Source organism: Eggerthella hominis, assembly GCF_014287365.1.
In the GTDB taxonomy this organism is placed as follows: Bacteria; Actinomycetota; Coriobacteriia; order Coriobacteriales; family Eggerthellaceae; genus Eggerthella; species Eggerthella guodeyinii.
In genome coordinates, this window is sequence record NZ_JACOOA010000002.1 from 47,727 (window position 1) to 73,328 (window position 25,602).

Annotated in this window: 28 protein-coding genes and 1 tRNA gene; 5 read left to right on the forward strand and 24 right to left on the reverse strand. The window is 69.7% G+C overall.

Features of this window, described 5'->3' with window-relative positions:
• Positions 1-26: 26 nt before the first annotated feature.
• From H8S61_RS05020 to cpaB, 18 genes are read right to left on the reverse strand one after another with little or no spacing between them, the layout of a single operon-like run.
• Positions 27-632: a pilus assembly protein TadG-related protein gene (locus tag H8S61_RS05020; RefSeq protein WP_186938185.1), complete on the reverse strand. Its 606-nt coding sequence runs from the start codon at positions 630-632 to the stop codon at positions 27-29.
• Positions 629-1,108, reverse strand: coding sequence for a TadE/TadG family type IV pilus assembly protein (locus tag H8S61_RS05025; protein WP_244977656.1), 480 nt, complete (start codon positions 1,106-1,108; stop codon positions 629-631). The genes H8S61_RS05020 and H8S61_RS05025 overlap by 4 nt, the downstream gene beginning before the upstream one ends.
• The gene (locus H8S61_RS05030; protein WP_160943554.1) at positions 1,102-1,581 is read right to left on the reverse strand and encodes a TadE/TadG family type IV pilus assembly protein; all 480 of its coding nucleotides are present in this window, start codon (positions 1,579-1,581) and stop codon (positions 1,102-1,104) included. The genes H8S61_RS05025 and H8S61_RS05030 overlap by 7 nt, the downstream gene beginning before the upstream one ends.
• A 28-nt stretch (positions 1,582-1,609) precedes the next feature.
• The gene (locus tag H8S61_RS05035) at positions 1,610-1,843 is read right to left on the reverse strand and encodes a hypothetical protein (RefSeq protein ID WP_154334781.1); all 234 of its coding nucleotides are present in this window, start codon (positions 1,841-1,843) and stop codon (positions 1,610-1,612) included.
• 21 nt (positions 1,844-1,864) lie between these two features.
• Complete coding sequence (locus tag H8S61_RS05040) at positions 1,865-2,767, reverse strand: prepilin peptidase (RefSeq protein WP_186938186.1); 903 nt, start codon at positions 2,765-2,767, stop codon at positions 1,865-1,867.
• Entirely contained in the window at positions 2,764-3,192 is a 429-nt protein-coding gene (locus tag H8S61_RS05045; protein WP_186938187.1) for a hypothetical protein, read from the reverse strand. The genes H8S61_RS05040 and H8S61_RS05045 overlap by 4 nt, the downstream gene beginning before the upstream one ends.
• A complete protein-coding gene (locus tag H8S61_RS05050) occupies positions 3,189-3,533 on the reverse strand; it encodes a DUF192 domain-containing protein (RefSeq protein WP_222617610.1) in 345 nt (114 codons plus the stop codon). Before H8S61_RS05050 ends, H8S61_RS05045 begins: the two co-directional genes overlap by 4 nt.
• 5 nt (positions 3,534-3,538) lie before the next feature.
• Positions 3,539-3,994, reverse strand: coding sequence for a hypothetical protein (locus tag H8S61_RS05055; protein ID WP_255466473.1), 456 nt, complete (start codon positions 3,992-3,994; stop codon positions 3,539-3,541).
• Entirely contained in the window at positions 3,991-4,422 is a 432-nt protein-coding gene (locus H8S61_RS05060; protein WP_255466474.1) for a hypothetical protein, read from the reverse strand. The genes H8S61_RS05055 and H8S61_RS05060 overlap by 4 nt, the downstream gene beginning before the upstream one ends.
• Positions 4,419-6,539 carry a pilus assembly protein TadG-related protein gene (locus H8S61_RS05065; protein ID WP_255466507.1) on the reverse strand — a complete coding sequence of 707 codons (2,121 nt, stop codon included), beginning with the start codon at positions 6,537-6,539 and terminating at the stop codon, positions 4,419-4,421. The genes H8S61_RS05060 and H8S61_RS05065 overlap by 4 nt, the downstream gene beginning before the upstream one ends.
• Positions 6,536-7,042, reverse strand: coding sequence for a TadE/TadG family type IV pilus assembly protein (locus H8S61_RS05070; protein WP_160943510.1), 507 nt, complete (start codon positions 7,040-7,042; stop codon positions 6,536-6,538). The genes H8S61_RS05065 and H8S61_RS05070 overlap by 4 nt, the downstream gene beginning before the upstream one ends.
• A 25-nt stretch (positions 7,043-7,067) precedes the next feature.
• Positions 7,068-7,319, reverse strand: coding sequence for a hypothetical protein (locus H8S61_RS05075; RefSeq protein ID WP_186938550.1), 252 nt, complete (start codon positions 7,317-7,319; stop codon positions 7,068-7,070).
• Positions 7,283-7,483, reverse strand: coding sequence for a Flp family type IVb pilin (locus H8S61_RS05080; RefSeq protein ID WP_154334776.1), 201 nt, complete (start codon positions 7,481-7,483; stop codon positions 7,283-7,285). Before H8S61_RS05080 ends, H8S61_RS05075 begins: the two co-directional genes overlap by 37 nt.
• Before the next feature lie 18 nt (positions 7,484-7,501).
• Positions 7,502-8,443 carry a type II secretion system F family protein gene (locus H8S61_RS05085; protein WP_186938189.1) on the reverse strand — a complete coding sequence of 314 codons (942 nt, stop codon included), beginning with the start codon at positions 8,441-8,443 and terminating at the stop codon, positions 7,502-7,504.
• The gene (locus H8S61_RS05090; protein ID WP_186938190.1) at positions 8,443-9,411 is read right to left on the reverse strand and encodes a type II secretion system F family protein; all 969 of its coding nucleotides are present in this window, start codon (positions 9,409-9,411) and stop codon (positions 8,443-8,445) included. Before H8S61_RS05090 ends, H8S61_RS05085 begins: the two co-directional genes overlap by 1 nt.
• Entirely contained in the window at positions 9,381-10,703 is a 1,323-nt protein-coding gene (locus H8S61_RS05095) for a TadA family conjugal transfer-associated ATPase (RefSeq protein ID WP_186938191.1), read from the reverse strand. The genes H8S61_RS05090 and H8S61_RS05095 overlap by 31 nt, the downstream gene beginning before the upstream one ends.
• Complete coding sequence (locus tag H8S61_RS05100) at positions 10,691-12,055, reverse strand: CpaE/TadZ family protein (RefSeq protein WP_186938192.1); 1,365 nt, start codon at positions 12,053-12,055, stop codon at positions 10,691-10,693. Before H8S61_RS05100 ends, H8S61_RS05095 begins: the two co-directional genes overlap by 13 nt.
• Positions 12,052-12,696 (reverse strand): Flp pilus assembly protein CpaB, encoded by a 645-nt coding sequence (cpaB, locus tag H8S61_RS05105; protein ID WP_186938193.1) that lies wholly within the window; start codon positions 12,694-12,696, stop codon positions 12,052-12,054. The genes H8S61_RS05100 and cpaB overlap by 4 nt, the downstream gene beginning before the upstream one ends.
• Before the next feature lie 298 nt (positions 12,697-12,994).
• Here cpaB and H8S61_RS05110 point away from each other — a divergent pair.
• A tRNA-Val gene (locus H8S61_RS05110) sits at positions 12,995-13,069 on the forward strand.
• 390 nt (positions 13,070-13,459) lie between these two features.
• Here the strand turns inward: H8S61_RS05110 and H8S61_RS05115 are convergent.
• The 3 genes from H8S61_RS05115 to H8S61_RS05125 all read right to left on the reverse strand — a co-directional run bounded on the left by H8S61_RS05115 (position 13,460) and on the right by H8S61_RS05125 (position 16,783).
• The gene (locus H8S61_RS05115; RefSeq protein ID WP_186938194.1) at positions 13,460-14,104 is read right to left on the reverse strand and encodes a DNA-3-methyladenine glycosylase family protein; all 645 of its coding nucleotides are present in this window, start codon (positions 14,102-14,104) and stop codon (positions 13,460-13,462) included.
• 145 nt (positions 14,105-14,249) lie between these two features.
• Complete coding sequence (locus H8S61_RS05120) at positions 14,250-14,930, reverse strand: cytochrome c3 family protein (RefSeq protein WP_186938195.1); 681 nt, start codon at positions 14,928-14,930, stop codon at positions 14,250-14,252.
• Between the two features lie 191 nt (positions 14,931-15,121).
• Positions 15,122-16,783: an FAD-dependent oxidoreductase gene (locus H8S61_RS05125; protein ID WP_160943502.1), complete on the reverse strand. Its 1,662-nt coding sequence runs from the start codon at positions 16,781-16,783 to the stop codon at positions 15,122-15,124.
• Positions 16,784-17,071: 288 nt separating this feature from the next.
• On the opposite strand from H8S61_RS05125, the gene H8S61_RS05130 reads away from it, so the two are divergent.
• Entirely contained in the window at positions 17,072-18,661 is a 1,590-nt protein-coding gene (locus tag H8S61_RS05130) for a LuxR C-terminal-related transcriptional regulator (RefSeq protein WP_050792418.1), read from the forward strand.
• A gap of 8 nt (positions 18,662-18,669) precedes the next feature.
• Here the strand turns inward: H8S61_RS05130 and H8S61_RS05135 are convergent, their stop codons facing one another.
• Both H8S61_RS05135 and H8S61_RS05140 read right to left on the reverse strand, forming a co-directional pair.
• Complete coding sequence (locus tag H8S61_RS05135; RefSeq protein ID WP_009607992.1) at positions 18,670-19,341, reverse strand: peptidylprolyl isomerase; 672 nt, start codon at positions 19,339-19,341, stop codon at positions 18,670-18,672.
• 94 nt (positions 19,342-19,435) lie between these two features.
• Positions 19,436-20,992 carry a helix-turn-helix domain-containing protein gene (locus tag H8S61_RS05140; protein WP_186938196.1) on the reverse strand — a complete coding sequence of 519 codons (1,557 nt, stop codon included), beginning with the start codon at positions 20,990-20,992 and terminating at the stop codon, positions 19,436-19,438.
• A 268-nt stretch (positions 20,993-21,260) separates the two neighbouring features.
• Here H8S61_RS05140 and H8S61_RS05145 point away from each other — a divergent pair, with 268 nt between their 5' ends.
• From H8S61_RS05145 to H8S61_RS05155, 3 genes are all read left to right on the forward strand, one after another.
• The gene (locus tag H8S61_RS05145; RefSeq protein WP_186938197.1) at positions 21,261-22,913 is read left to right on the forward strand and encodes an FAD-dependent oxidoreductase; all 1,653 of its coding nucleotides are present in this window, start codon (positions 21,261-21,263) and stop codon (positions 22,911-22,913) included.
• 10 nt (positions 22,914-22,923) lie between these two features.
• Positions 22,924-23,607 carry a cytochrome c3 family protein gene (locus tag H8S61_RS05150; protein WP_186938198.1) on the forward strand — a complete coding sequence of 228 codons (684 nt, stop codon included), beginning with the start codon at positions 22,924-22,926 and terminating at the stop codon, positions 23,605-23,607.
• A 163-nt stretch (positions 23,608-23,770) separates the two neighbouring features.
• Entirely contained in the window at positions 23,771-24,553 is a 783-nt protein-coding gene (locus tag H8S61_RS05155; RefSeq protein ID WP_186938199.1) for a 4Fe-4S ferredoxin, read from the forward strand.
• Positions 24,554-24,615: 62 nt separating this feature from the next.
• On the opposite strand, the gene H8S61_RS05160 is transcribed toward H8S61_RS05155, so the two are convergent.
• On the reverse strand, positions 24,616-25,590 hold the full coding sequence (locus H8S61_RS05160; protein WP_186938200.1) for a hypothetical protein: 975 nt from the start codon (positions 25,588-25,590) through the stop codon (positions 24,616-24,618).
• Between the last annotated feature and the right edge of the window lie 12 nt (positions 25,591-25,602).

The window sequence follows — 25,602 nt, forward strand, 5'->3', positions numbered from 1 at the left end:
TGACCCGCTCTCAATCCGTTCGCAACCTATTCGCGGCCTCCGGCCAACGCCGCCCGCGCCGCCTCGGCAAGCTCGGCCGGGAAGGCATCGAGCGAGCTCAGCGCCTCGTACGACCAGGAAGCCGCATCCGTTCCCGCCGGATACTCGTACCGACCGCAGCGCCTTTCCGCCGGCCGCCACACCCGTTCTCCGGCGTACGGCATCGCCGTCATCACCCGGTACGAGGCGACCGGCAGAGCGTCGATGCCGTAGCCGCGCGCGAACACCGTCGGCGACTCCTCCTCGAGCTGCATGCCGATGGCCCAGTGGCGCTCCGTCGAAGAGGCGCTTTCCTCCGGCGCCTCGTAGAACCACACGGACGCCGCACCCCGAAAGCCCGCATCGCGCACCGTACGGACCACGCGGTCGGCCACCATGCGGCCCGGATCGTCCGCGTTTTTCGCCACGAGCGCGAACGACGCGTCCATGCAGGCGGCGCGCGCGGCATCGAGCGCGTTCTCCTGGCGCGCCTTCGCCGCGTAGGCGATGCCCTGGTCGACGGCGAACGCCAGCACCGCGAACAGCACGAGCACCGCCACCACCACGAGCGGCAGCATGGAGCCGCGCTCGGTGCGACGCCCCGTCGATCTCATAGCGCCTCCTGCCTGATCTCGATCGCCCGCCCGTCCACGAACGAGCACCGCACGTGCCGTTCGAGCACGCGCCCCGTCAACCCGGGCAGATCGGCGATGGCCGGCAGCCGATAGCGCACGTCGTACGATGCCTCGACCACCGTCGCCTGCTCCTCGATCACGCCCCCGTCGCGCACGGCCCGCTCCCGCTTCGTCCGCTCGCTCGTCCAGCCGACGCGATCGACCTGCAGGCGATCGGGATCGAGCTGGGTCGAAGCGCCGAGGATGCCCTCCTCGATGAACCGCTCCTTGTCCGCAGCCAGCTCGAACCCTGCGACATCGAGCTGGCGGCATGCGCGCGTGATCTCGGAAGACACCTGGCTCGCCGCAAGCGTCATGCCCGCCAGCTGCATGATCGAGAACAGCACGACCAACAGCAACGGCAGCACGATCACGAACTGGACCACCTCGCTTCCCCGCTCGCACGTTCTCACCACGCCCCTCCTTCCACCGTCGCGTCCGCGACGCCGCCAACCTGAGCGCGGAATGCGAACCGACCCGCGCCCCCGCTTCCAACGCCGCCGGGCAGCGCCGCCCCGAGCGGCGTCAGGTAGCCTCCTTCGAGCACGAGCTCCACTTCCACCGTGCGCGATCGCGCATGCGATGCGCGCTCGTCGTACGTCCCCGTCGCCTCGTCGTAGAACCGGTGCGCGTAGGTGCGGTCCTCGACCTCCCCGTAGCGGACCGACACGTCCAGCCGCACATCGTCGCGATCGAGCGCCGGCGCCGCGGCGAAGGCCGCCTCGCGCAGCCGCGATTCCGCAACGTCTCCGGCAGGGTGCCCCGACGCCTCGCGGCACACCGCATGAGCGGCGTCGTCGAGCGCCATGGACAGGAACACCGAGCGTCCCAGATCCACCACGGCGAAGAGGAACAGAAGCAGCAACGGCAGCGCGATGACGAACGTCACGACGCTGCTGCCTCGCTCCGCGCTTCCCTCACGCCGCACCGGACGTGATCTTCGAGAACATGTCGGTCACGGAGGTCCCCGCCTTCGTGATGGCCGTTTGGATATTGCCCTGCAGCAACAGCAGTGCGGCGCCCAACCCCACCGCGAACCCCAGCACGATGACCGTCTGCACGATCTCGGAACCGCCGTCCTCCTCGCCCACCACGAGCCATGCCCGGGCCTTGCCCAGCTTCGATGCCGCATCTTGCTTGAACGTGTTCATACCTTGCTCCTTCTTGTCGATTCATCCCATACCGTGCAGGCACGCGAACGCGCCGCCGACCAGCCATGCCGCGAGGAACGGCGCCATCGGGATGCCGCTTCTCCACGACAGCCTCCCCGCGGCGATGCCCGCCAGCGAGAACGCCGCCGCGCCGCCGTAGCACAGCGCCGCCCCCACCGGCGTCGCCATGCCGCTTGCCAGCGAAAGCGCCGCCATGCACCGCACGTCCCCGAAGCCGACGGGCGCGCGACCCGTCCTGCCGAACAGCCGGTTGACCACGAGGCAGCACAGCACCGCGAAGGCGGCGAACGCGCAGCCGGCCAGCACGCCCTCGATCCCCGCAGTCGACGCCTGGAACGCGACGCCCGCCGCCGCGAGGAGCGCGCACGTTTCGAGCGGCACGATCCTCGCACGCAGGTCGCACGCCACGGCCGCCGCCATCGCCGCAGCCGCCACGGCCAGCGCCGCGGCCGGCACCAGCGGAACCGACTGCCACGCGATGACGCACCCTGTCGCCGCGCCCGCAGCCGCGCCGAGGCAGCGATGCACGCGCTTCGCGCGAAACGTGCAGCGCGCCTCCTGGTCGGCCTCGCCGCGCGCGGGCTCGGCGGCGTCCACCGCGCACCCCGCCTCGACGAGCGCCCGCAACCGCTCGCGAGGAAGGGTCCCCGCTTGCGCGTCGCGCACCGTCTGCATCCGCCACAGGCCGAGCGACCCCTCGACGCCCGCCGCGCGCGGCGAGGGCTCCCGCTGGGGGTGCGCTCGCCTGAACGCCCGGTAGGAGGCGAGCGAGTCCCACCACCACGTGCGCGCGCGACGATAGGCGCGTCCCAGGAAAACGGAAGCCAGCCACGGCACGGTGAGCCCGCCGACCAACCCGCCCGCGCAACCGGCCGCGACGACGAGCGCAACCGCGGCCGTCATGAGCAGCCCGCGGCATCCGCCAGCGCGCGAGCCTCTGCCGGCGCGTCGCGCGCATGGGTGCCGCGCAGGACGCGCTCGCGAAGAGCCTCGCCCGCCTGCGCCGCCTCCGACGGTCGGAATCGCACGACGAACCCGCCCTCCTGCCCGCCCGATTCCACCACGGGCGCATACCCGGGCAGCTCGAACCGCACGGTCCACCCCGCCCCGTCGCGCGGCGGCGCGGCAGGACGCGGTTTCGACGGGATCGAGGGCATCGCCTCGGGACGCGACGCCGGACAGCGCCCGCCCGCCGCCATCGCCATAGGCACCGGCGTCGGCGCCGCGTCCGGCGGTCGAGCCGGCTCGTCGCCATATCGGTGCAGGCAGCCGAAGCACACCTCGGCGTCATCGAACGCCCGAGCCCCGCATGTCGGACATGTTTTCATTTCCGCTCTCCTTCCAGACAGACCACGCCCACGCGATCCCCCGCCGAAAACCAGGGGGACGAGCAGGACGAGAACCGTTCGACGACCCCCACCGCGGCCCTGTTGCGCAGCCGCCGGAACGGCCCGACGTCGCGATGGGCTTCCAGCACGAGCCCGCGCTCATCGACGAACGCGATGTCGAGGCGGCGATGCATGCCCGCCGTGTGCACGTCGTTGCACGGCGCGAGCAGCAGCGTCTCGGCGTGCTCGTGCGAGAACAGCAGCCCCCGTGCCTTGCGCGCCGTGCGCGTGGCGAACAGCAACGGCTGCTCCGCCGACGCGCATCCCTTCCGTTCCTCCATCGTCGTCACGCTCCTTCCTCCGTCGTGTACCGCACGACGACGCTGGTCGATTCGCCCACGCCTGCGCAGGCGACGAACAGCCACCGATACCGACCGCTTCCCTTCACGAACGACTCCGCCCCCTCCTCGCCGCTGCGCACCCCGCTCCACCCCTTGGCGCACAGCTCCTCCTCGAGCGCGGCGAGCGTCTCCGCAACCCCTCCCGAACAGGAGAAGCCCAGCACGCCGACCCGTTCCTCCACCCGCACCTCCCGACGCCCCTCGAGCCGCAGCGCCTCGTCCTCGAATCCCGCGGGCGGCCCGGCATCGCTCTGCCCGACCGTCGTCCGCGCCACCTCGCCCAACACGCTCGGACGATCGGCCGACGCGAGCACGAGCGCCGCCGCGAGCGCCGCGACGAGCACGGCTGCGAGCGTCCACGCGCGCCGGCGGCGGCGTGCGCCGATCGACGGCCCGCTCATAGCAGCACGCCCGGCTTGTAGCAGTCGACCGCGATGCTCGCCGTATGCGTCAGCGGCGGCAGGGCGACCCCGAACACCGTCGAGCGCAGCCCCAGGCCGAACAGCGTGGGCGCGTACTCCAAGGTTCCCGTGAACCGCGTGTGCCCGCCCGCGGCCCCCTCCACCGACACGCGCGTCTCCTCGTTCGCCGCATCGAACGCGGCGGCCAAGGCCGTTTGCACCAGCGCGCCGCTCTGCTCGACGCCCTGGCCGGAGGCGGGCGAGGTCGCATGCACGCGCACCGCATCGCGGAAGGCGTTGTCGAACGCGGCGCACTCCGAGAAGAACGTGAGCGCGTTCACCCCGATGACCGCGACGATGATCAGCACGGGGAACGCCACCGCCAGTTCCACCGTCATCTGGCCCCGCTCTCCGCGCGCCCGCGTCATTCCCATACCCTCACCCCCGTCACCTGCGCGTACACGCCGCGCAACCCGTCTGCCACCCGCTGCACCAGATCGCCCGCCGCATCCTTCGCCGCCTGAGGCAGCGCGATGCTCACCGGGAACGACGGGCCGCCGTCCCAGAGCTCGATCACGGCGATCTCGACGGATCCGTCGAAGCCCTGGATGCCTTCGACCACCTCGGTCTCCACCGTTCCCACGATCGTGGCGAACACGTCGTTCGAGCCGAGCGGATGCGCTATCGCCTGCTCCTTGAGCGATAGCAGGCGCGCACCGAACGCCCCTTCGTCGCGCGCGGCTACGTGCGCCGAATTCACCAGCACCGGCTTGAGCGCGTCGAGCTCGGCCGGGGCGAGCCCGACGGCCCGCACGGCCTCGCGCAAGGCCCCGGCCGCCCACGCGCCCAAACCGCTGGCTCCCGCTAGGGGCAGCCCGTCGAGCGAGGACGACACGGCGTCATCGAGCGCTTCCTGGCCCTGCGCGTACGCGCCCAGCAGGCCCGACCAGCAATCGAGCACCGTGCCCAGCGCACCCACCGCAGCCCCTCCCTGGTTCTTCACGCCGTCGAGCAGCGACGACACCACGGTGGCGCCTTCCTCGGACGAGTCGGCGACGAGCGTCGCGGCCGACACCGCGGCCCGCGCGCCGAGCGCGCCGCCGCCCCGCACGAACGAGCTGCCGAAACCGTCCGACGCGGCGAGGCTGCCCGTGTTGGCCACGAGCGCGATCACGCCGTATCGCCCCGGGGGCTGCGCCGAGAGGCGCTTGCCCGCAACCTTGCCGAGCGCGTTCTTCACCTCGTCGAACAGGCCGCCCGCGCGTCGCTTCACCTCGTTCGCCAGCGGATCGAGCTCCGCGCGGGCCTTCTCGTAATCCTCGGCCGCGCTCGCCACGGCTTCATAGTGATACTCGAAGCCGTTCTCGATGGACGTCGAGGCGGCGGCCACCTTGCCCATGCTGGCCGCCGAGAAGCCGCACCGTGCGCACTCGGCGTACGACTCCGCCTCCGTCTGGGCGATCGACACGAGGCTCCCCGCCCCAGCCGCCGCAGGGCATCCGGCCCACGCATGGGCCGTGGCGCGCCCCTCCTCGTCCACCGTGCAGGGATACGCGGCCTCGGTGTACAGCGTCGTCACCCTCATCTCCGCCGTGTTCTTCGGGAGGTGCGGGAACGACGCGTCGAACGAGTCGTCGCTTTCATGCACGTACCCGCGCCCCACTTCCTCGACCGCGAACGCGTAGAACCGCGTGCGCAGCGCCGAGCGCGCCTGCTCTTCCACCGAGCCGTCCGCCGGCGCCTCCGCCGCGAGACGCCGCGGGTAGTAGGCCTGCGCGCGCTTGAGCGCCACAGAGAACGACCAGGTATCCACACTTCTGAACAGCGGGTTTTCCGTTCCGCTCATGCCCGCCAGCGTCGCTGCGCGCTCGTACATGCAATAGGACGGGTTGAGGCCGCAGTCGTGCTCGAACGCGCGCAGCTTCGCCTCGTTGGCCCGCTCGGCGGCGCGCTCGGCCTCGTCGGCCGCCTGACGCACCTCGTCGGCAGCACCGTCGACCGCCGCACCCACCTCTTCGAGCTCGGCGGCCCCGTCCACGGAGATCTCCTCGCCCGCGGAGGGCGCGAGCACGGCAAGCGCCACGTAGTTCGACGAGGTCCCGTTGTTCGCCGCCGCCACCGACGCCGCGTTCGCCGCGGCGAGGAACGGCAGCAGCCGCTGCAAGCGGTTGAGCCCGTCGGCCGCCTTCTCGGCGAACCGATCGCGCGCATGGGCGACGTCGCGGCCCGCCTTCAGCAGGGTCTCGGACGCGGCGGCGGTGGCCGGCGTGCACAGCGCCGCCACGCCCAGGCCCGTCGCCACGAGGCTCGTCAGCGAAAGCGACAGCACCATGGCGTCGCACACGCGCACGACGATCATGAACTCGCCCACCTCGTTCTGGGCGGCCAGGGCCGCGGCGTCGGCCACGTTCTGCACCTCCGACGACGCGGAACCCACCCGGTACGCCTGCCCCGCCGAGAACACGAGCGCAAGCGTGACCAGCAGCGCCAGCACCATGCCGACCGTCGTCATGCCCTCTTCGTCGTGGAACGCATCGAGCATCATGACGCCCACGCTCCGATCCATCCTGCCGGGTCCGCACCCGCTTCGGACGAGCGCGCCCACGACGGCTGCGTCGGCTGCTCCGCCGTAACCCGCACCTCGAGGTTGCCGTTGCCGTTCACGATGCCGAGCAGAGCCCCGCCCGCGTCGAGCAGCGGCAGCGGGCGAACCTCGTTCACGATGGTCACGCGGACGACGTCGGAGCGCTCGTCGCCCTCCAGCTGGATGTCCCAGCTGCACGCGCCTTCGTGCACGTGGAAGCAGGAGACGGGCGGGACGGCCCCCAGCCGGTGGCGGATGAACGCCTCGCAGCTCTCGGCCATGTCGCCCGCGGCGGCCGTCCTCGTCGCCAGCAGGCGGCACCCCTCCGACGCGGCCGCCTGCATCACGAGGCGGTCGTACAGCAGCATGCCCGGCTGCATGAGCAGCAGCAACCCGACGAACAGCACCGGCAGCAAAAACGCCGCCTCCACCGTTGCCTGACCAGACTCGCGCATCCGTCGCATGCCTCCTCCTTCCATCCTCACGTTGCTAATACAGGAACACATCGGCCACCGACCCCGGCATCGTCATCTGGACATGGTGCGAGGCCGACGCCAGCGCGTGGTCGACGAACATGCCGGCCTCCAAACCGCGCCACAGGGCGCCGCACGCGACGATCACCGCCACGAACGCCGCCGTGACCAAGGCGAACTCGACCGTCCCCTGCCCGCGCTCGTCCGGCGCGCGCCGCGCCCGCCCGTCGCCTACAGCCCGTTGATCCCTTCCGCGATGGCGTCCCATAGCTCTTGCAGCTTCGGCCGGAACACGGTGATCGCGATGATGGCGATCACCACCAGCACGCCCACGAGGATGGCGTACTCCGTCGTGCCCTGCCCATCCTCTCGATCGAGCGCCCGCCGAACACGGCACGTCGCCCGCGCCATCCATCTCCAATACGCTTCCATGCGCAAACCTCCTCATTCCTACAACCCTTCCATCAGTTCGAGCAGCACCGGCCCCAGCACGAGCAGCAGCATGGCCGGCAAGATGAGCGTGCCGGTGGGCACCATCATCTTCACCGGGGCCTTCGCCACCTGCTCTTCCACCTGCGCACGATGCACCGCGCGCGCCTCGGCCGCAGCCGACTCGAGCCCCTCGGCCAGTGACGAGCCGAAGCGCAGCGAGCGCACCATGCTCTCCGCGACGCGCGCGAACAGCGGCGAGTCGTACGATGCGGCTAGGTCGCGCAGCGCGTCGTCGCGGTTCGTCAAGCCCATCGACCAGGCGCGTTGGGCGCTGGCGCACGCGCACGCCAGCTCCGAGGCGAAGTGCGCCCCGTACAGCGCGAACCCGCGGTCGAACGACAGCCCGCTGCGCAAGCCGAGCGCCACGACCTCGAGCATCTCCGAGAGGTCGCGCTCCAGCCCGTCGGCACGCTCGCGGCGCGCCCGCTTCACGGCCCGGGGCATCGCGAGCGCGCCGCCCGCCGCTCCGGCGAGCGCGCCGAGCACGGCGAGCTCCGTGGAGAACACCGCCCCCACGAGCGCGCCCGCAAGCCCGCCGGCGCACGTCAGGCGCACCGCGGCCTCGCAGAAGCCGCCCGGCGACACGACGCGCTCCAAACCCGCCTGCTTCGCGTGCCGGGAAAACCACTGCCGTGCGCGCGCCAGCCGCAGGCAACTGGCAAGCGAATCGGTCGCGCCGAGGGCGAGCCGCTGGCTGAGCTGCGCCGCGTACCGCACGCAGCGCAGCTCGCCGCCGGCAGGCTCCGCCTCCCCATCCCGCGCGGCGGCAGCTTTGCGCAACCGGTCGCGACGGGCCGTCGCGGCGCGCCTCCGGAGCAGCGAGGCGCCCGCCACCCCGCCGCCCACGCCCGCAGCCGCCATTGCCGCCGCAACCAGAAACGGCGCCTGCTCCCACGGCATCACCCCACCTCCACAGCCAGCATGCGGCGCACGACCGCGATGCCCGCAACCTGCATGCCCAGCGCCAGCACGAGCAGCGCGACCCCCAGCGGACTCTCGAAGAACGGTGCGAGAAACCCTTCGCTCACCAGCGAGAACACCGCTATCAGCACGAAGGGCAGCAAGCTCACCACCCGCGCCGACAGCTTCGCCTGCGCCGTCTGCACGCGCAACGCGCGCCGCAGCCCGATCTCGCTCTCCACCGTGTCGCGCGCGGCGTCGAGCACCTGTTTCATGCTGCCGCCCGCCTGGTGCTGCACGTCGAGCGCCACGGCGACGAATGCCAGCTCGGCCACCGTCGAGCCGCTTCGCAGCACGTCCAGGGCGCGCGCGGCGCTCTCGCCGGTCTCCATCCGATGCGCCGCCCGGGCGAACAACGACCCGAGCGGCTCCTGCACCTCGCTCGCCACCTGCTGGAACGTCTGCAGCAGCGACAGACCCGACTGGAAGCACACGCCCATCGAGCGCAGCGCGTCGGGGATGGCCTCGCGCATGGCGTCGCGCCGCCTGTCCTGCACCGTGCGCAGCCAGACGACCGCGCACGCGCACAAGCACGCGACGACGGCGATCCCGCACACGAGCGAGCTCGACACCGCGCCCGCGCACACCCCGGCCCCGGCGAGCGCCGCAAGGCACACCGACAGCAGCGCCTCCTCAGTCGTCATCAGGCCGCGCGCGTCGGCCGCGCGGACCGCCTCGCGCACGAGCCCGGCCACCATGCGGCCGCCCAGCAGCGCCCGCGCAACCGGCAGCGTCCCGCGCACCCCGTTGCGCAGCAGCCAGGCGAGCCGCCCGGAGCGGACCGCCCCGTCGCCGACGACCGAGGCCGGCCGGCGGCGGGTGCGCCCCGCCACCGAGGCGCTCGCCGCCGCACCGCAGCCGAACGCGGCGAGCGCGCCTACGCCGACAAGCGCACCGTACGCTTCCATCGCTCCACCTCCTCGCGATCGGCTGCGCCGACCTTCGCCGCCTCGTCGATCCACGACGGAAGCGCCTTCCATCGGCCCGCCCGCTCCGTCAGCCCCCGCGCGAACAGCGCGCGGACCGAGCAGCAGCGCTTCTCGCCGTCGTACACCAGCTCGGCCACGTCCGAGACGAACCGCGACCCGTCCAACGCGCGCGCCGTCTGCACGATCACTTCGAAGGCGCTGGCCACGTTCGACTCGATGACGTCCACGGGCAGATCGACCGCGTAGCGCACCATCGTCGTGAGGCGCGACACCACGTCGGTCGGCGAGTTCGCATGCAGCGTGGTCAGCGACCCGTCGTGGCCGGTGTTCATGGCCTGCAGCATGTCGAGCGCTTCGGCGCCGCGACATTCGCCCACCACGATGCGGTCGGGCCGCATGCGCAGCGCGTTGGTCACGAGGTCGCGGATGGTCACCTCGCCCGTGCCCTCCGCGTTGCGGGGCCGCGCTTCCAGGCGCACGACGTGCGGGTGCTCCAAGAACCGCAGCTCGGCCGAGTCCTCGATGGTGATGATGCGCTCGGACGGCGACAGCTCGCAGGACAGCGCGTTGAGCAGCGTGGTCTTGCCGCTGCCCGTGCCGCCCGACACGGCGATGCTCTTGCGCGCGCGAACCGCCCACACGAGAAACGCGCGCATCGTCCCGTCGAACGACCCCGTTGCCTCCATATCGTCCAAGGTCATCACCCGCTTCGCGAACTTCCTGACGGTCATCACCGCGCCGTCGAGCGCGAGGGGCGGGATGATCACGTGCACGCGGTGGCCCTCGGGCAGCCGCGCGTTCACCATGGGCGACGCCTCGTCGATGCGGCGGCCCAGCGGCCCCAGCACGCGGTCGATGAGCGCGCGCAGCTGGCCGTCGTCGGCGAAACGCTGCTCGCTGCGGCACAGGCGCCCGTCGCGCTCGAAGAACACGTCGGCAGGGCCGTTCACCATGATCTCGGTGACGGACTCGTCGGCCAGCAGCGACTCGAGCGGGCCGAACCCGAACACCGTGTCGATGAGGTCGTCGGTCAGGCGCTGCCGATCCCGTTCGGGAACGCCCGCCCACGCAGCGTCCTCGAAGGCCTGGCGGCACGCGCTTTTCAGCTCGTTGCGGGCGCGGCCCGGCTGCTCCGCCATGATGGCGGCGATCTCGTCGATGGACACGAACGTCTGGATGCGCTCCTTGAGCCGCTCCAACGCCGCGTCGCCCGAATCGGGTGCGGACGACGGCGTGCCGTCGACGTCGCGCACGCGGCTCATGAGAGACATGGAGCCTCCTTCCTCCGACGGCGGGGGCGCTTGCTCACCGGCAGGCGGAACCCCGCTGCGCGCGGCGCGCCCTCCTCCGACCGCGATGCCGCGCGCCCGTCGCCCGGCAACACGGCCGACAGCGCTTGCTCGAGGCTCGCGCACAGGTCGTTCTTCGACGAGAGCAGCTCGGACGGCAAACCCGCCCCCAGCAGCTCCTCCACCTCGCCGCCGCCGTCCTTGAGCTCGAACACGTGGGCGCCGCGCAGCGCGCACGATACGTCGATGGACGTGAACAGCGCGTTCTTCGAGCATCGGTTGACCGCGTACAGGAAGGGACCGGTCGCGATGCCGCACCGCGCGCAGAGATCAAGCGCGTGCTGGCAGGCGCGCAGCGACGACGGACGCTGATCGACCAGGAACAGCGCTTTCGAGCTTCGCTCGAGCAGCAGGGCATGCTGTTCGGCCCAGGCGGCACCCGTGTTCGCCACCACCACGTCGAAGCGGGCCGTCAGCTGGTCGAGCAGCTGCGGCGCGCGCTCGACGACCGCCTCGCTGTCCTCGAGATGGCGCGGCGCGGCCAGCACGGCCGGCTGCCGGCCGTCCGATCGCAGCTGGTCGAGGCGCGCGGGCGCGGCCAGCACGTCGTCGACGGTCAACGGGTTCTGCACGCCCATGAGTGCCGGGACGTCTCCGAATTGCAGGTCGAAGTCGAGCAGCAGGGTGTTGAAGCCCATCCGCTGCGCGATGAGCGCCGACAGCACGGCTACGGTGCTCTTGCCCGCGCCGCCGCTGCCGCTGACCACGGGCAGGAGGAACCCGGCATGCGCCCGCGGGCGGCGCTCTTCGCACCGCATCGGCCGGGACGCGACCGTCGGCGCGGGAGCCGGGGCGGGGGCGGCCGTCGGCGCGAATGCGACCGTCGGCGCGGGAGCCGGGGCGGGGACAGGGGCAGGTGCGGGGGCGGGCGCTTGCGTCGGGGACGTCGCCATCGGCCACGGGCACGCGTACGCCTGCTTGCGCCGCGCATATCGTTCGGCCAGCGCCTGGCGCGTGAGCGAGGCGTCGATGCCCGTGGCGCTCACCCGGCTTTTCAGCGAGCCCGTGTCCTCGAACGCCAGCATGCACACGCAGCGGTCGCTGCGGTCGCGCTTGATCGTGGCCGCCAGGTTGATGGGCGCGACGTCGTCGCTCGACGCCACCCACACCTCGTCCACGAGACGATCCGCGCGCAGGAACCTGCGCGCCTCCTCAGCCGAGGAGAAGAGGCGCAGCCATCCTTGCGCGGCCAGGTTCTCGCCGACCAGCCCGATGGACTCGGGATGCTGCAAGCTCATCGTATCGGCGCACAGCGCCACCAAGGACCCGCTCATCGTTTCCCCTCGCTTCCCGGCAGCGTGAAGTACAGCTCGGTCTTCTGCGCCGCCGCGACGATTTCCTGCACCGATTCGGGCTCGACGGCCACGGTGATCCACGACACGTTCGCGCCCGACGACTCCTGCGAGCTTGCGCTCGTGGCCAGCACGAGCACGTCGATCGCCAGCACGTCGGTCGACGTGCCGCCGGTGGCGTACATATCCACCTGCGACCCGGCCGCGATGGCGCCGCCCACCGCCTGCACGTCCTTTGCCGGGACGCTCACCGCCGTCAGGCCCTCGGGAACGTCGAGGCGGTTGCCCGCATCGCGGAAGCGCTGTCCCGACAGCACCTCGCCCGCGAGGATCGTCGACGACGCCTTCTTCCCCACCACGTCGTCGGCCGACCGGAACGCCTCGGCAGGCAGCAGGTCGGCCACCCACAGGCGCGTCTCCACCGCGCCCGCATCCACCGACTCGCCCGCCGCGATATCGCGCTTCGCCACGCACACTTCCAGCTGCTCGCCCCCGTAGCGCGCCAGCGCCTCTGCCCGAGCCGCGTCGGCCTCGCCCCGCACGCCCTGGGTGTATGCGAACACGCATGCCGCACATGCCAGCCCGCAGGCGATGCCGATGATCGTTGTTCTGCTCCGCTTCATATCGTCCTCTCCGCCGCGTTTCCTCCTTTCAGTATGACCAGCTCATCTCACGTTTTGATGGCACAGTTCACCATGAAAAACCGTCTGGATCTCACCCGTTTCCCACGCCGAACGAACGCCGATTCCACGTGCCGTGCCCGCGTTTCCAACGCGCATTGCACGCGCTGCACCGCGAAATCTCACGCCGATCCAACGCGTTCCAATACGCAGGGGCGCAAGATGAGGCTTTCCTGGGGATTCGTTGCGCGATCGCGTCTTCTATGCGAGAATGGGTGCTCGCCGCAAGGCTGCGAAACACGGGCGATTGGCGCAGCGGGAGCGCAGGTCCCTTACAAGGACAAGGTCGGGGGTTCAAATCCCTCATCGCCCACCATCGGATACGAGAAGGGCCGTCGGATGTTCCGACGGCCCTTTTTTCATCGCTGTCAGCAACGAATTCACGAACGAATGTTTCACGTGAAACATTCGCAACGGAGCGCCATGGCCGCGCCCCACACCCATGGCGCAGCGGGAGGCCGAGGCTTGGGAGGGCGGAGGTATCCGGCACTCCTGTGGCGCGATGGGAACTTCGGGGCTTGGGCATCGCACGCCGCGCCGATCGCCCGCCGCGCCCGACGCGAATCGACGCGGGACGCGCCCGCTGGCCCGCAAGCGCGACCCTGCACCAAAGAGCCAGGCCAGAAGCGGGAACTTCGCAGAACCGGGCCCGGCGTCAGACCAAGGGACGAGACTCGACGAAACCGGACGACGAAGCGCCAGCTCCCTACTTCCCGCCCTTTGGGGCCCAATCCTTCATGCCGGGGATGGCGCCGCCGGCCACTTCCCAGAGGTACAGGCTGGCCACCGAGCCGTACGGCGCGTAGCGGCGGCGGTACTTCGCGAACAGCTCGGGCGTGATGCGCCGATGGTGGTACACCATGCGCAAGCCGCGCTGGATGGCCAGGTCGCCCCAGCTCAAGATGTTGGGGCGCTGCATCGAGAACGTCATGAGCATCTCGGCCGTCCACACGCCGATGCCCGGCAGCGCCGACAGCGAGCGGCACACCTCGTCGTCGGGCAGCTCGACCAGCGCGGCGAGGTCCACCTCGCCGGACCGCACGCGCTCGGCCGCGCCCTTGATGTAGCTCACCTTGCGAAACGAGATGCCCACCCCTTGCAGCTCCTCGTCGGAGCAGGCCGCCATCGTCTCGGGCGTCACCTCGCCGAACGTCTCGAGCACGCGGTTCCAGATGGTGGTCTGGGCTTTCGTCGAAATCTGCTGCCCCACGACGCAGTTCACGAGCGCGGCGAACAGATCGGGGTGCACGTCGCGTTCGATGTGCCCGACCGCCGCCATCACCTCGGCCAGCCGGGGATCGCGCGCGGCGAGGTATGCGACCTCCTCGTCGCCGTATTCGAACACCGCCATGCCGCCGCCCTTCTCGTCGCGTGCCTCGTTTCGGCCCAGTATAGCGAAAGACCCGGCCGAGGGAGGGGCCGGGTCTTCGATAATCTCAAGGCGGAAAGGGAGGGAGGGGATTCCGCCTCGAGCGGGTATGCTCTGTCGGTGCGCCTTAGCGCTCGCGCAACTCGTGGCAGGTGCCGCATTCATACACGCCGCGGTGATGGCACTGGGCGCAGTACTTCTGGGCATCCTTCTCCAAATCCTTGGAGTGGTTGTTGTGGCAGTCGGTGCACGTGGCCGGGTTCTCCTCGTGCTTCTCGCCGGCGGGGCGCTCGTGGGGGTTCACGGTGGTGCCCTTGTCGTCGGTGAGCGCCGTGGAATCGGCGGTCTTGGCGGCCATGTCCTCGAGCGTGCCGTGGCACGACTCGCACGTGGCCGGGTCCACCGTGACCATCGTCGGCTTCGAGGCCGGCTTGTCGCCGAACTTCACGTCGGCGTGCGCGGTCGAGAGCTCGCCCTCGTCGGTGTGGCACTGGGCGCACGCGACGCCCTCGGCCTCGTGGGCCGTCGCCTGCGGGCAGGCGGCGTCGGTCGCCGAGGCGGCCTCGCTCGTGTGGCACATCGAGCAGTCGGACTCCATCGTCCAGTTCACGGGCTGGCCGTCCATGGCCGACGCGGCGGAGCCGGAGCCGGAGCCCTCCGCCTGCTGCCCGGACTCGACCGGGGCGTCGGTTTCCGCCTTCGGCGCGCAGCCCGCGAGCGTCCACATCGCGGCCGTGAGCGCGAGGACGACGCCGAGGACGGCGAGCACGACGAGGCGCCGGTCGGCGGCGTGTGCTTGCACGGTCATGCGCTTCTCCTATCAATCTCGTCTTGCAGTTGTCGGGCGGTTTCCCGCCCCTGCGCCCGCCGAGCAAACGACGGGCGGAAGGTCGGCGGTTTCCCGCCGGGGCGCCCGCCGAGGGAACGACGGGCGCGGGGGTAGAGTCGCATCCGACGCCCCTGGGGAGCGGGGCGCCGGACCGATCATCGAGGGGTTCGCTACTTCGCGTCCCAGGCCTCGAGGCCTGCGGCGTGACGCGCGGAGATACGGCCCCACACCTGGTTCTCGGCGTTGTTGCCGCCGGTGATGCCGTAGCTGTGGCTCTGGAAGTTGCCGAAGCAGCCCGCCGCGTACAGGCGCGGGATGGGGTTCTGAGCCGGGTCGAGCACCTGGCCGTGCTCGTTCTTCATCGGGCCGCCCAGCGTGGAGCAGGAGCCGGGGTAGATGGAGATGGCGTAGTAGGGGCCTTCGTCCAGCGCGACGAGGGTCTTCTCGGAGCGGTCGAAACGCGCGTCCTTCTGAGCCTCGCAGAACGCCTGGTACTCGTCGAACGTGGCCTTCAGGGTCTCCGGGTCCATCCAGTGGTCGAAGTCCTTGATCTTCTTGGCCAGCTCGTCCAGCGTGTCGCCCTTGAGGATCCAGCCCTTGTCGAGCTCGGCCTTGTTGTCCTGGCTCCAGCCGTCCCACGCGCGGATGGAATCCGGCAGGTCGGACGCGAAGTTGCCGCACTCGAAGGAGTCGCCCTGGCTCGTGGACATCTTGCCGGCGTCGAAGCAGCTCTGGTCGAAGATGCACCACGACGGGATGCGGTCGTAGTCGTCGATGGCGTCATCGAAGTGCAGCAGCGTGTGCCAGCCGTTGTGCGGCGAGCCCATGCTGTTCTCGTTGACGTAGCGCTTGCCCAGGCGGTTCACGTTGAAGTAGCTGAAACCGGGCATGAAGTACAGGATGGAGAAGTCGTTCTCGGGGTCGCGCGTCCACATGGAGTACATGGAGATCGCCATGTCCATGTGCCACAGCTTTGCTCCCACGTCCTCGACCATCTTGATGCCGTCGCCCGTGTTGTACTGCCAGCCCTCGAACTTGAAGGGGTAGCACTTGAGGTACTCGTTCTTGAGGTCCTCGTTGAACTCGAAGCCGCCCAGCGTCAGGATGACGCCCTTGCGAGCCTTCACCGTCTTCTCCTCGGAGCCGATCATCGTGTACGCGCCGACGATCTCCTTGGTGTCCGGGTTCTGGATGAGGCGCTCGTCATGGCAGTCGAACATGACCTGCACGCCCAGCTTCTCGCGCTGCGCGTCCAGCTCGTGGAACGACAGCATGCCGAAGCCGTCGACGGAGGACAGCTTGCAGGAGCCCTCGTAGGCGTTGTCGTCCAAGAAGTAGTACTCGGGAATGGCGCCGGCCAGCGCGACCTCGGACACCTCGTAGGTCATGCCGTACTTGTCGGCGTACTCGGTGTTGCGGGCGCACTCGTTCACCCAGGCGTCGATCATCGGCTCGGGCGTCTTGCCGTGCGTGAAGGCCTTGATGTACTTCGCGAAGCGGTCCTTCTCGTTCTCTTCGACGATGGTCCACTCGCCGTTGTTGATGGAGCTGTTTCCGCCGCCGCGCTCGGGAGCCTTCTCCAGCACGATGACTTCCTGGCCGCACTCGTCGGCGCCAATGAGGGACGCCCACATGCCCGCGCCGCCGTAGCCGATGACCAGCAGGTCGCACTCGTAGTCCCAGCTCTTCGGCATCCAATCGCCCGAAGCCGCGCCCGTCGAACCCGACGCGCAGCCGGCCAGCGCGGCGGAACCCGCCACGGCGGCGGCAGCGACGCCCGCGCCCTTCAGGAACGAACGACGGGAAACTCCGCCTTCCATGCCTTTGCTCATAGTGTTCCTTCCTCCTACTCGGATGAATGCCCCTCCTTAGAAGCATCCGTTCTTGCAAGGACGAACCCTACGCTTCCAACCGGGAAGGCACATCTGATGAGCAGTCTGATTTTGGGCGCGGTATCTGACGTTGGATAGGATTTTCCTGGTCAACCGCCTATCGGATGCTCCATCCGATTTGATCAACGTTTGAAATTGCGTATGATACTACACATGGTTTTGTTGCAGACGGGAGGGAGCCGCGCTCATCGGCGCGACCCGTGGCATGAACGCTGGGGAGAGATGCACATGCAGTACGGCACCAAGGGTGAACGCGTCGGCGAGCTGGCGTTCGAATCGGCGGCGGAAGCAACCGCCGCCGAGCGCGATTCGCGCACGCTCGACTACCTTATCACCGTCATCGGATTCGGCCTGTGCCGCGCGTGGATTGTCTTCTGCCTGGGCGCGCCGCTCGTCGCCGGGGCCGCATCCTCGTTCACGTGGGCCTATCTGCTGTTCGGCGCCTTGAGCGCGCTGGCCGTGTCGTTCGTGGTGAACCGCAGCGGGAAGCGGGAGGGAACCGTGCGCGTCGCGCTGTTCCGGTTCACGCCCGTCGCCCTCGCGGCCAGCGGCATCATCATCCCCTTGGCGCTTTGGATGGGCAGCGAGCCGCTCATGGTGGTCGGGTTCGTCGTCGGCGGCCTGGGCGCCGGGCCGCTCCAGGTGCTGTGGGGCGACCGTTTCGCCCGCCACGCCACATTCTTCGCCACGATCGCCTCCCCCGCCGCGGCCATCGTCACCGCCCTCGTGGCCGGCATGTCGAGCGACCACACGAGCCTCATCGGCTTCGCGGTGATCCCGCTGCTGTCGTTCGGCCTGCTGTTGTTCGAGGCGAACCGCACCGGGCTGTCGTGGAGCGACCTCGCCCAGAAGCCGATAGGGGAATCCTCGGGCGCGATCGCCGCCGACGGCGAGGCGGACGGACGCGTCGGCGAGCCCGCAGGTTGCGACCGCGAGCGCGAGCGCGACTGCGATCCCAGCGCGAAGTTCGGTGTGGGCAAGCTCATGTTCTCCATCATGACGTTCTCGTTCCTGTGCCGGCTGTTCGACGCCATGCCGTCCCACGTCGACCCGTTCTCCTTCATCGGCGGAAGCGCCATCTTCGCGCTCATGGCGGTGGGCGTCGCGTTCCTGCTCATCGCCGCGAAGCTGCGCGACCGTTTCAACGCGACGCTCACGTACCGGCTGTCGCTGCCCATCATGGTGGCGGGATTCGTGGCCATCGCGCTGTTCTTCGACACGCACGCCGCGGTGTCCATCCTGCTGATCAACGCGGGCTACGAGTTCTTCGACATCCTCACCTGGGTGCTGTTCGTGGACGTGTCGCGCCGGCGCAACGAGAACGCCCTGCACATCTTCGGGCTGGGCGTGGCGTTCATGTTCGCGGGCATGGGCGTGGGGACGCTGGCGGGCAAGGCGTGCGACGCGATGATCGCCAGCGGCGACGTGCAGATCTCCGTCGTGGCCATGCTGGCGACGCTGTGCCTCGTGGTGGTGGCGTTCATGGTGCTGCCCGAAGGCGTGGTGTCGCAGCTGTCGCAGACGATGCGCACGAGCCGCAAGGAGAAGGAGGCCGAGGAAGCGCCCGCCGTCGCAACTGCGGACGCGGGCGCGGGCCGCCTCGAGCAGCACTGCGCGTGCGTGGCGCGCGACTACGGCCTGACGCCGCGCGAGAGCGAGGTGATCGTGCTGCTAGCCTACGGCCGCACCCTGTCCATCATCGCCCGCGACCTGCAGATCGCGAAGGGCACCGCCCGCACCCACATCGAGAACATCTACCGCAAGCTGGACGTCCACAAGCAGCAAGAGCTGATCGATCTGGTGGAAACGTACGAGTAGGGAGGCGTTTACTCTTCCTTCGCCGCCGCCGCTTCGCGCTCGGCCCGCTCCCGCTCCAGCTCCTCGAGCACTTCCTTCGGGGTTTTCGGGCGGGGCAGCTCGTGGGAGATCGCCTCGGCGAGCGCCTCCTCGTCGGCGCCCTCGATGCCGATATGCACGATCGCGTCGCCGATCGTCAGCTTCTGCACCACGTCGAGGCCCTCGACGGTCTGGCCGAACACGGTGAACTTGTCGTCGAATTCGGGCTGCTCGGACAGCGAGAAGTAGAACTGGCAGCTGCCCGAGTTCGGGTCGGACTTGTGCGCCATGCACAGGCTTCCCAGCACGTGCTTGTTGTTCGGGTTGGCTTCCCACTCGTCGACGATGGTGTAGCGCGCGTCGCCCGTGCCGGGGTGGATGCCGCGGATCACGCCGCGCGCGGCGGCGTCCACCTGGGCCGGCCCCAGCGTGCGCGTCGTCGGGCAACCGCCCAGCACCACGGAGCCGGGCTTGTGCGCGTGGAATTTCAGCTTGTCGTAGAAGCCGCGCGCCGCCAGCTCGACGAAGTTGCCCACGGTCACGGGCGCGTCCTTGCCGGCCAGCTGCACGCGGATCGTGCCGCGCGACGTCTCGATGACGGCGACCTCGTCGCCGGTGGGGATGTAGTGCGGGGTGTATACGGGCAAGACGATTCGTCCCATAGGTGCCTCCTTGTATCGCTTGGACCATGTGCGACTCCCATGATACCCACGCCCCCGTCCCCCGCATCAGATGGAGCATCGTATTTTGCTCCGATCAGGCCCCATCCTTCAATTCGCAGCCTTCCACGAGGTCGATGAGCTCCTGCTGCTTATGCACGCCGAGCTTCGCGTACACGTTCTCGATGTGCGTCTGCGCCGTCCCCTTGGCTATCTGCAAATCGCGCATGACGATGGCCAGCGTGCGCCCGCGCGCCAGCAGCACGAGCACCTCGCCCTCGCGAGGCGTCAGATGCCGCTCGATGGCGAGGGCCTCGCAGCGCTTCTCCAAAGGCGGCACCGCGGGAGCGCCCACATCCGCCGCGCCCGCCGCAGGCCCCTCCCCCTCCTCGCCGTCGCGCTCTCCGCCGCGAAGACGCCCCCGACGACCCACCACCTGCGCGATCGTCCCCTCGGGAATGACGAGGAACGCCGTCACCACCAAAACGGTGACGCAGAGGATGCCCACCGTGGACATCTGCACGGACTCCGCCAGCAGACGCGCGTGCAGCTCGCCTCCGACGAGATACCCCAGCCCCATGCCGCACAGCGTGGCGGCCACGCCCTGCCCGAACACCCGGTAGCGCCCGCCCGCGTCCTCGCGCCGCTGCGCCAGATCCACGAACAGAATCCACGTCACGATGTCGAACAGCTCGTAGCCGATGCCGATGAGCAGCACCGACAGCGCCCAATGGTCGTAGAAGAACAGCGAGACGATGGCCATGCCCAACGCCATGAGCGGAAGGGACAGGCGGTAGGCGAACACGGGCTCGAAGCGATCGCCGCACAGGAAGGCGAACAACAGGAACAGGATGCCCACCACGGCCAGCGCGAACACCGAGCTGCCGCCGAACACCACGAAGGGGTCGATCACGCCCTCGCCGGGAAGCGAGTCGAACACCCGGCACAGGAAGCTGAACACGCCGATGCTCACCATCAGCTGGGCGATCGATTTGCGCGACAGGGCCGGCCGATCGCGCTCCGCCGGCACAGCGGGGGCGGCCGGGACAACCGGCGCGGCCGCTGCGCCCGAAGGCTCGTCGCGCGGGCGCTCCTTGTCGATGCGCGAGGTTTCGACCAGCAGCAGCACGAACGACATGACCGGGAACACGAAGAACGCGAGGAACCCGCGCTCGCCGACGACGAGCGCGATGAGCAAGGCGATGACCACGGCCGTGGCGGGGTAGCACGCGAGAGCGAACGGAACCGGGCGGCGCGCGTACTCGTTGCCCCACAGCACCTGCAAGAAGCTCGAGGCAGCGCCCCCGACGACCACGAGCACCGCCAGCATGATCGGCAGGCCGCACGCCAACGCTATCGGCATCGCGACGGCGCACAGCACGGTGAGCGCGCCCGTGACGCCGCGCAGCCGCACCTCGAATCGCGCCTGCGTCGCCGCACGCCGCGCCGCGACGGCCACGCCGGCGGCCGCCACGGAGCCGGCAAGCAGGAACATCCAGTTCGAATGCGACACGAGCGTCGTCACCGCGACGGCGGAAAGGCACAGCACGATCCACGCCCGGCAGAACGCGAGGCCCAGCAGCACGATGTAGAAATCGAGCGATCGCCAATCAGGGCAAAACGCCGTGAGCTTGCTCCGCAGGCACGTCCCCATGCTCCCCTCCTTCTTCCGAGCCCCGCGTCCCCCGCGCGGCTCGACATCATCCCCGCGCCCAGTATAGCAACCTCCCCTTCGCCGCATATCGGATGGAGCACCCTAAGGGCCCCCTCCCGATGCCCCTCACCTGCGGCGCGGTCGATCGAGCAAAAATGGGGCGGTGCGCTCGATGGCGCGCAAGCCCCCAACCCGTACGGTGATCGAGGGCGCCGATCGTTCGAGGCGGCGCCGATCAAGCAAGGAGCAAGGAGAAAGAGGAGGAGCAATGAACGCAAAGGAACTGGGAGGGCTGTCGCGCCGCTCGTTTTTGAAGGGCGCGGGCGTCGCTGCCGCCGCCGTGGCGAGCTCCGCCGCGCTGGCCGGCTGCGCGTCGGGCACGGGAGCGTCGCAAGACTGGATGCCGAAGAGCTGGGACTACAAGTGCGACCTGCTGGTGGTCGGCTACGGCGGCGCGGGCATGTGGGCCTCGCTCATCGGCGCCGACGAATGCGGCCAGCAGGTGCTCGTGCTGGAGAAGGCGCCGGTGCGCGGCGGCGGCAACAGCTCCATCAACAACGGCGAGTTCGCCATCATCAACGATGCGGAGGGCATGCGCCAGTACTGGCACGAGATGACGCAGGACGTGGACACGCCGTCCGCGGTCATCGACGCCTGGATCGACGAGGGGCTGCGCAACTGCGAGTACGCCGACAAGTACGAGCTGGAGTACGACATCAACGAGAAGGCCATCGCCGGCACCATTCCCGAGTACTCGTTCCTGCCCGGCGGCGAGGGATGCCAGTCCATCGCCGACCCTCCGGGATTCGGCATAGCCTCGTTCGAGATCCTCGACCAGAAGCGCAAGGACCTGGGCGTCGAGGTGCTGTTCGACTGCCATGACGAGCACCTCATCCAGAACCCCGACACCAAGGAGATCGTCGGCTGCACCACGATGATCGGCTCCGAGGAGAAAACGGTCAAGGCGCGCAAGGGCGTCATCCTCTGCACGGGCGGCTTCGAGTTCAACGAGGACATGAAGCGCAAGTACCTCAAATGCTACCCCTTCAAGTTCGAAGGCTGGAAGTACAACACGGGCGACGGCATCCGCATGACCGAGGAAGTGGGCGGCAAGCTGTGGCACATGGGCATGGCCGGCGCCATGTACGGCATGTGGACGCGCGATCCCGAGAACGACTTCCTCATCCTCATCATGCCGTCGGATCAGACGTTCATCTACACCGATCGTTTGGGGAAGCGCTGGGTGGACGAGATGCGCATCGGCTCGCCGCACAACGGATGGCATGCGTTCACCCACTTCAGCGACGAGATCTGCGATTACGACCACTGCCCCAGCTGGTGCGTGTTCGATCAGACGCTGTTCGAATCCGGCCCGATGTCCACGCGCCAGGGCGACTGGTTCGAATGCGGGAACTTCACCACCATGCTGCCCGACGAGCTGCGCGATTGGGAAGGCTGGTCGGACGACAACCAGGCCGAGGTGGACAAGGGCTGGATCATTAAAGCCGACACCCTCGAGGAGCTTGCGGCCAAGATGAAAGCCATCGACAAGTGGATGGACGCCGACACGCTCAAGGCCACCGTCGACACGTGGAACCAGGTGTGCGAGAACGGCGAGGACCCCGAATTCCACCGTTCGGCCGCCACGCTGAACCCGCTGAACAACCCGCCGTTCTACGCGTACACGGTGTACCCCGGCTCGTGCTCCACGCTGGGCGGCGCCATGAAGAACGAGCACGGCCAGGTGCTCGACGTGTTCGCCGAGCAGCCCATCCCGCGCCTGTACGGCGCCGGCAGCTTCGGCAACATCCATTCGCATACCTACGGCATCACGGGCGGCAACGTGGCCGAGAACATGATCTGGGGCCGCATTTCGGCCCGCCACGCGGCGTCGCTCGACGCGTGGGACGAGAAGAAGTAAGGAGAAGCGCATGACCGTGCAAGCACACGCCGCCGACCGGCGCCTCGTCGTGCTCGCCGTCCTCGGCGTCGTCCTCGCGCTCACGGCCGCGATGTGGACGCTCGCGGGCTGCGCGCCGAAGGCGGAAACCGACGCCCCGGCCGAGTCCGGGCAGCAGGCGGAGGGCTCCGGCTCCGCCGCGTCGGCCATGGACGGCCAGCCCGTGAACTGGACGATGGAGTCCGACTGCTCGATGTGCCACACGAGCGAGGCCGCCTCGGCGACCGACGCCGCCTGCCCGCAGGCGACGGCCCACGAGGCCGAGGGCGTCGCGTGCGCCCAGTGCCACACCGACGAGGGCACGCTGTCGGCCGAGCACGCCGACGTGAAGTTCGGCGACAAGGCCGCCACCAAAGCGACCGTGGTCACGGTTGACCCCGAGACCTGCATCTCGTGCCACGGCACGATGGAGGACATGGCCGCCAAGACCGCCGGCTCCACGGCCCTCGTCGACGACAAGGGCACCACCGTGAACCCGCACGACATCCCGGCCGGCGAGAAGCACGACGCCAACCCGGCCACGTGCACCGACTGCCACAACAACCACTCCAAGGACCTCCCCAAAGACTCGATGCGGTACTGCGCGCAGTGCCACCACCGGGGAACCTTCGAATGCGGCACCTGCCACGAACTGCGCGAGCGCGCGACAACCTAGCACCTCCCGTTCAGGGACCGGGGCATCCCTCCCCGCCCCCCGTCCCTCCCTATCCGCAGAGCCCGGCATCCCTCCCCGCCGGGCTCTTTCGCCGTCCGGCTCGCGACGCGCAGGTGCGAAAAGGGGTATCATCGAAGGATTACGGGAGAAGAGAGGAATCGCCATGTCGTCGATCGTTCGCGCCGTGTACTTCAGCCCCACGCGCACCACCAAGACCATCGTGCAGGAGGTGGCGGGCGCGTTGGCCGCGCCGTTGGGCGCCTCCGTCGAAGCCGCGGACCTCACGCTGCCGGCACAGCGTCCGGCCGACGTTTCGTGCGCGGCCGACGACGTGCTCGTGTTCGGATTCCCCGTGTACGCCGGGCGCGTGCCCGTGCTGCTGCGCGACGAGTTCGCGCATCTGGAAGGCCGCGGCACGCCGGCCGTAGTCGTGGGACTGTACGGCAACCGCGCCTTCGACGACGCGCTGCTGGAAGCCGCCGACCTGCTGGAAGAGCGCGGGTTCAACGTAGCGGCCGCGGGCGCGTTCATCGGCGAGCACTCGCTCACCGCGCGCGTGGGAACCGGCCGTCCCGACGACGCCGACATCGCCGCGGCGCAGCGCTTTGGCACGGACCTGGGAGAACGCCTGACGCGCTCGCGCGACCTGCCCGCGCGCGCCATCAAGGGCAGCCGCCCTTACAAGGAGCTCAAGCCCGGCGCCGACGTGCGCCCGCTCACCTCGGATGCGTGCACGAGCTGCGGCATCTGCGTCGCGCGCTGCCCGCTCGGCATCATCGACGAGGACGACCCCGCGCTCGTGGGAGCCGGATGCCTCCACTGCTGCGCGTGCGTCAAGAGCTGCCCCGAGGACGCGAAGCGCTTCTCGAGCGAGTCGACCGACCAGGTGATAGCCATGCTGGAATCGAAGTGCCTCGAGCGCAAGGAGCCGGAGCTGTTCCGGTAGGGCCCGCGCCCGCGTGCAAGCGGTGCCGATGTCGGTGCCGCTTGCACGCACGCAGCATCTCGCTAGTCGATCAGCGCCTCGCCCAACACCGAGTCGAATCGCACCGACGTGCCGTCGGCGTAGGCCACGTTCCACACGCGGTAGTCGAGATGCTCGGGTACGCCGCCGCCCTCGAGCGCGCAGCCCTCGCCCGACGTGTCCACGTCGTCGCTTGCGCCGCCGGCCTCGACGGCCTCCACGTCCACCGCGAAGTCGCCGGCATCGACGTCGGCCGCACGGTCCTCGGCGGCGATGTCCGACGGGTCGACGCCCTGGCGCAGCGCCGCCTCGGCCTCGGCCACGGCTTCGGCAAGCTCGCTGTCCGTCGGCGCGTCGCGCTTCGACTGCGAGCCCTGCAGCTCGTCGGTCCACCCCTCGCCCGTCGCAAGGTCCACCTCCTCGGAATAGCGGTCGACCTCTTGCAGCACGGGCCGGTGCTCGGCCTCGTACTGCTGCGCTTCCAGATACTCGGCGCGGTGGGCGTCGACACGCTGCGCCTCGATGCTGGCGCACGCGGGGATGCGGATGGCGGCGATGTCGTCCGCGCCGAACGCCCCGCCCACGAGCAGCTGGCGCGCACGGGCGACGAAGCCGGCCGCCTCGGGCGGGATGGCGGAGTCCTTCATGCGGATGGCGATGACCGGCCCCGCGCCGAACTTCACCTCGGCCCACGCGAACGGCACCGGCTGCTCGCCGTTGTTCTGGCGGGCGTCGTTCTCGCGCGCCACGAGCGCCGACGTCTCGGCGAACTCCTCATCGAGCCAGGTGGTGAGCGCGTCGCGCCACAGCGGATCGTCGTCGGCCTCGGCGGTCACCACATCGTCGCCCAGGTCGAACCGCAGCACGTTCGCACGCTGCGAGCCCTTCGACGCGCGCACCACGTCGGTGGGGGCGACGGCCGTGAAGCGGCGCGCCATCTCGACGCTGTCGCCGCCCTGGTAGCTGTCCTCGTCGAGGACGATATGCAGTTGCACGGGAGGATGGATCGATGCGGGCATGGCGCTTCCTTT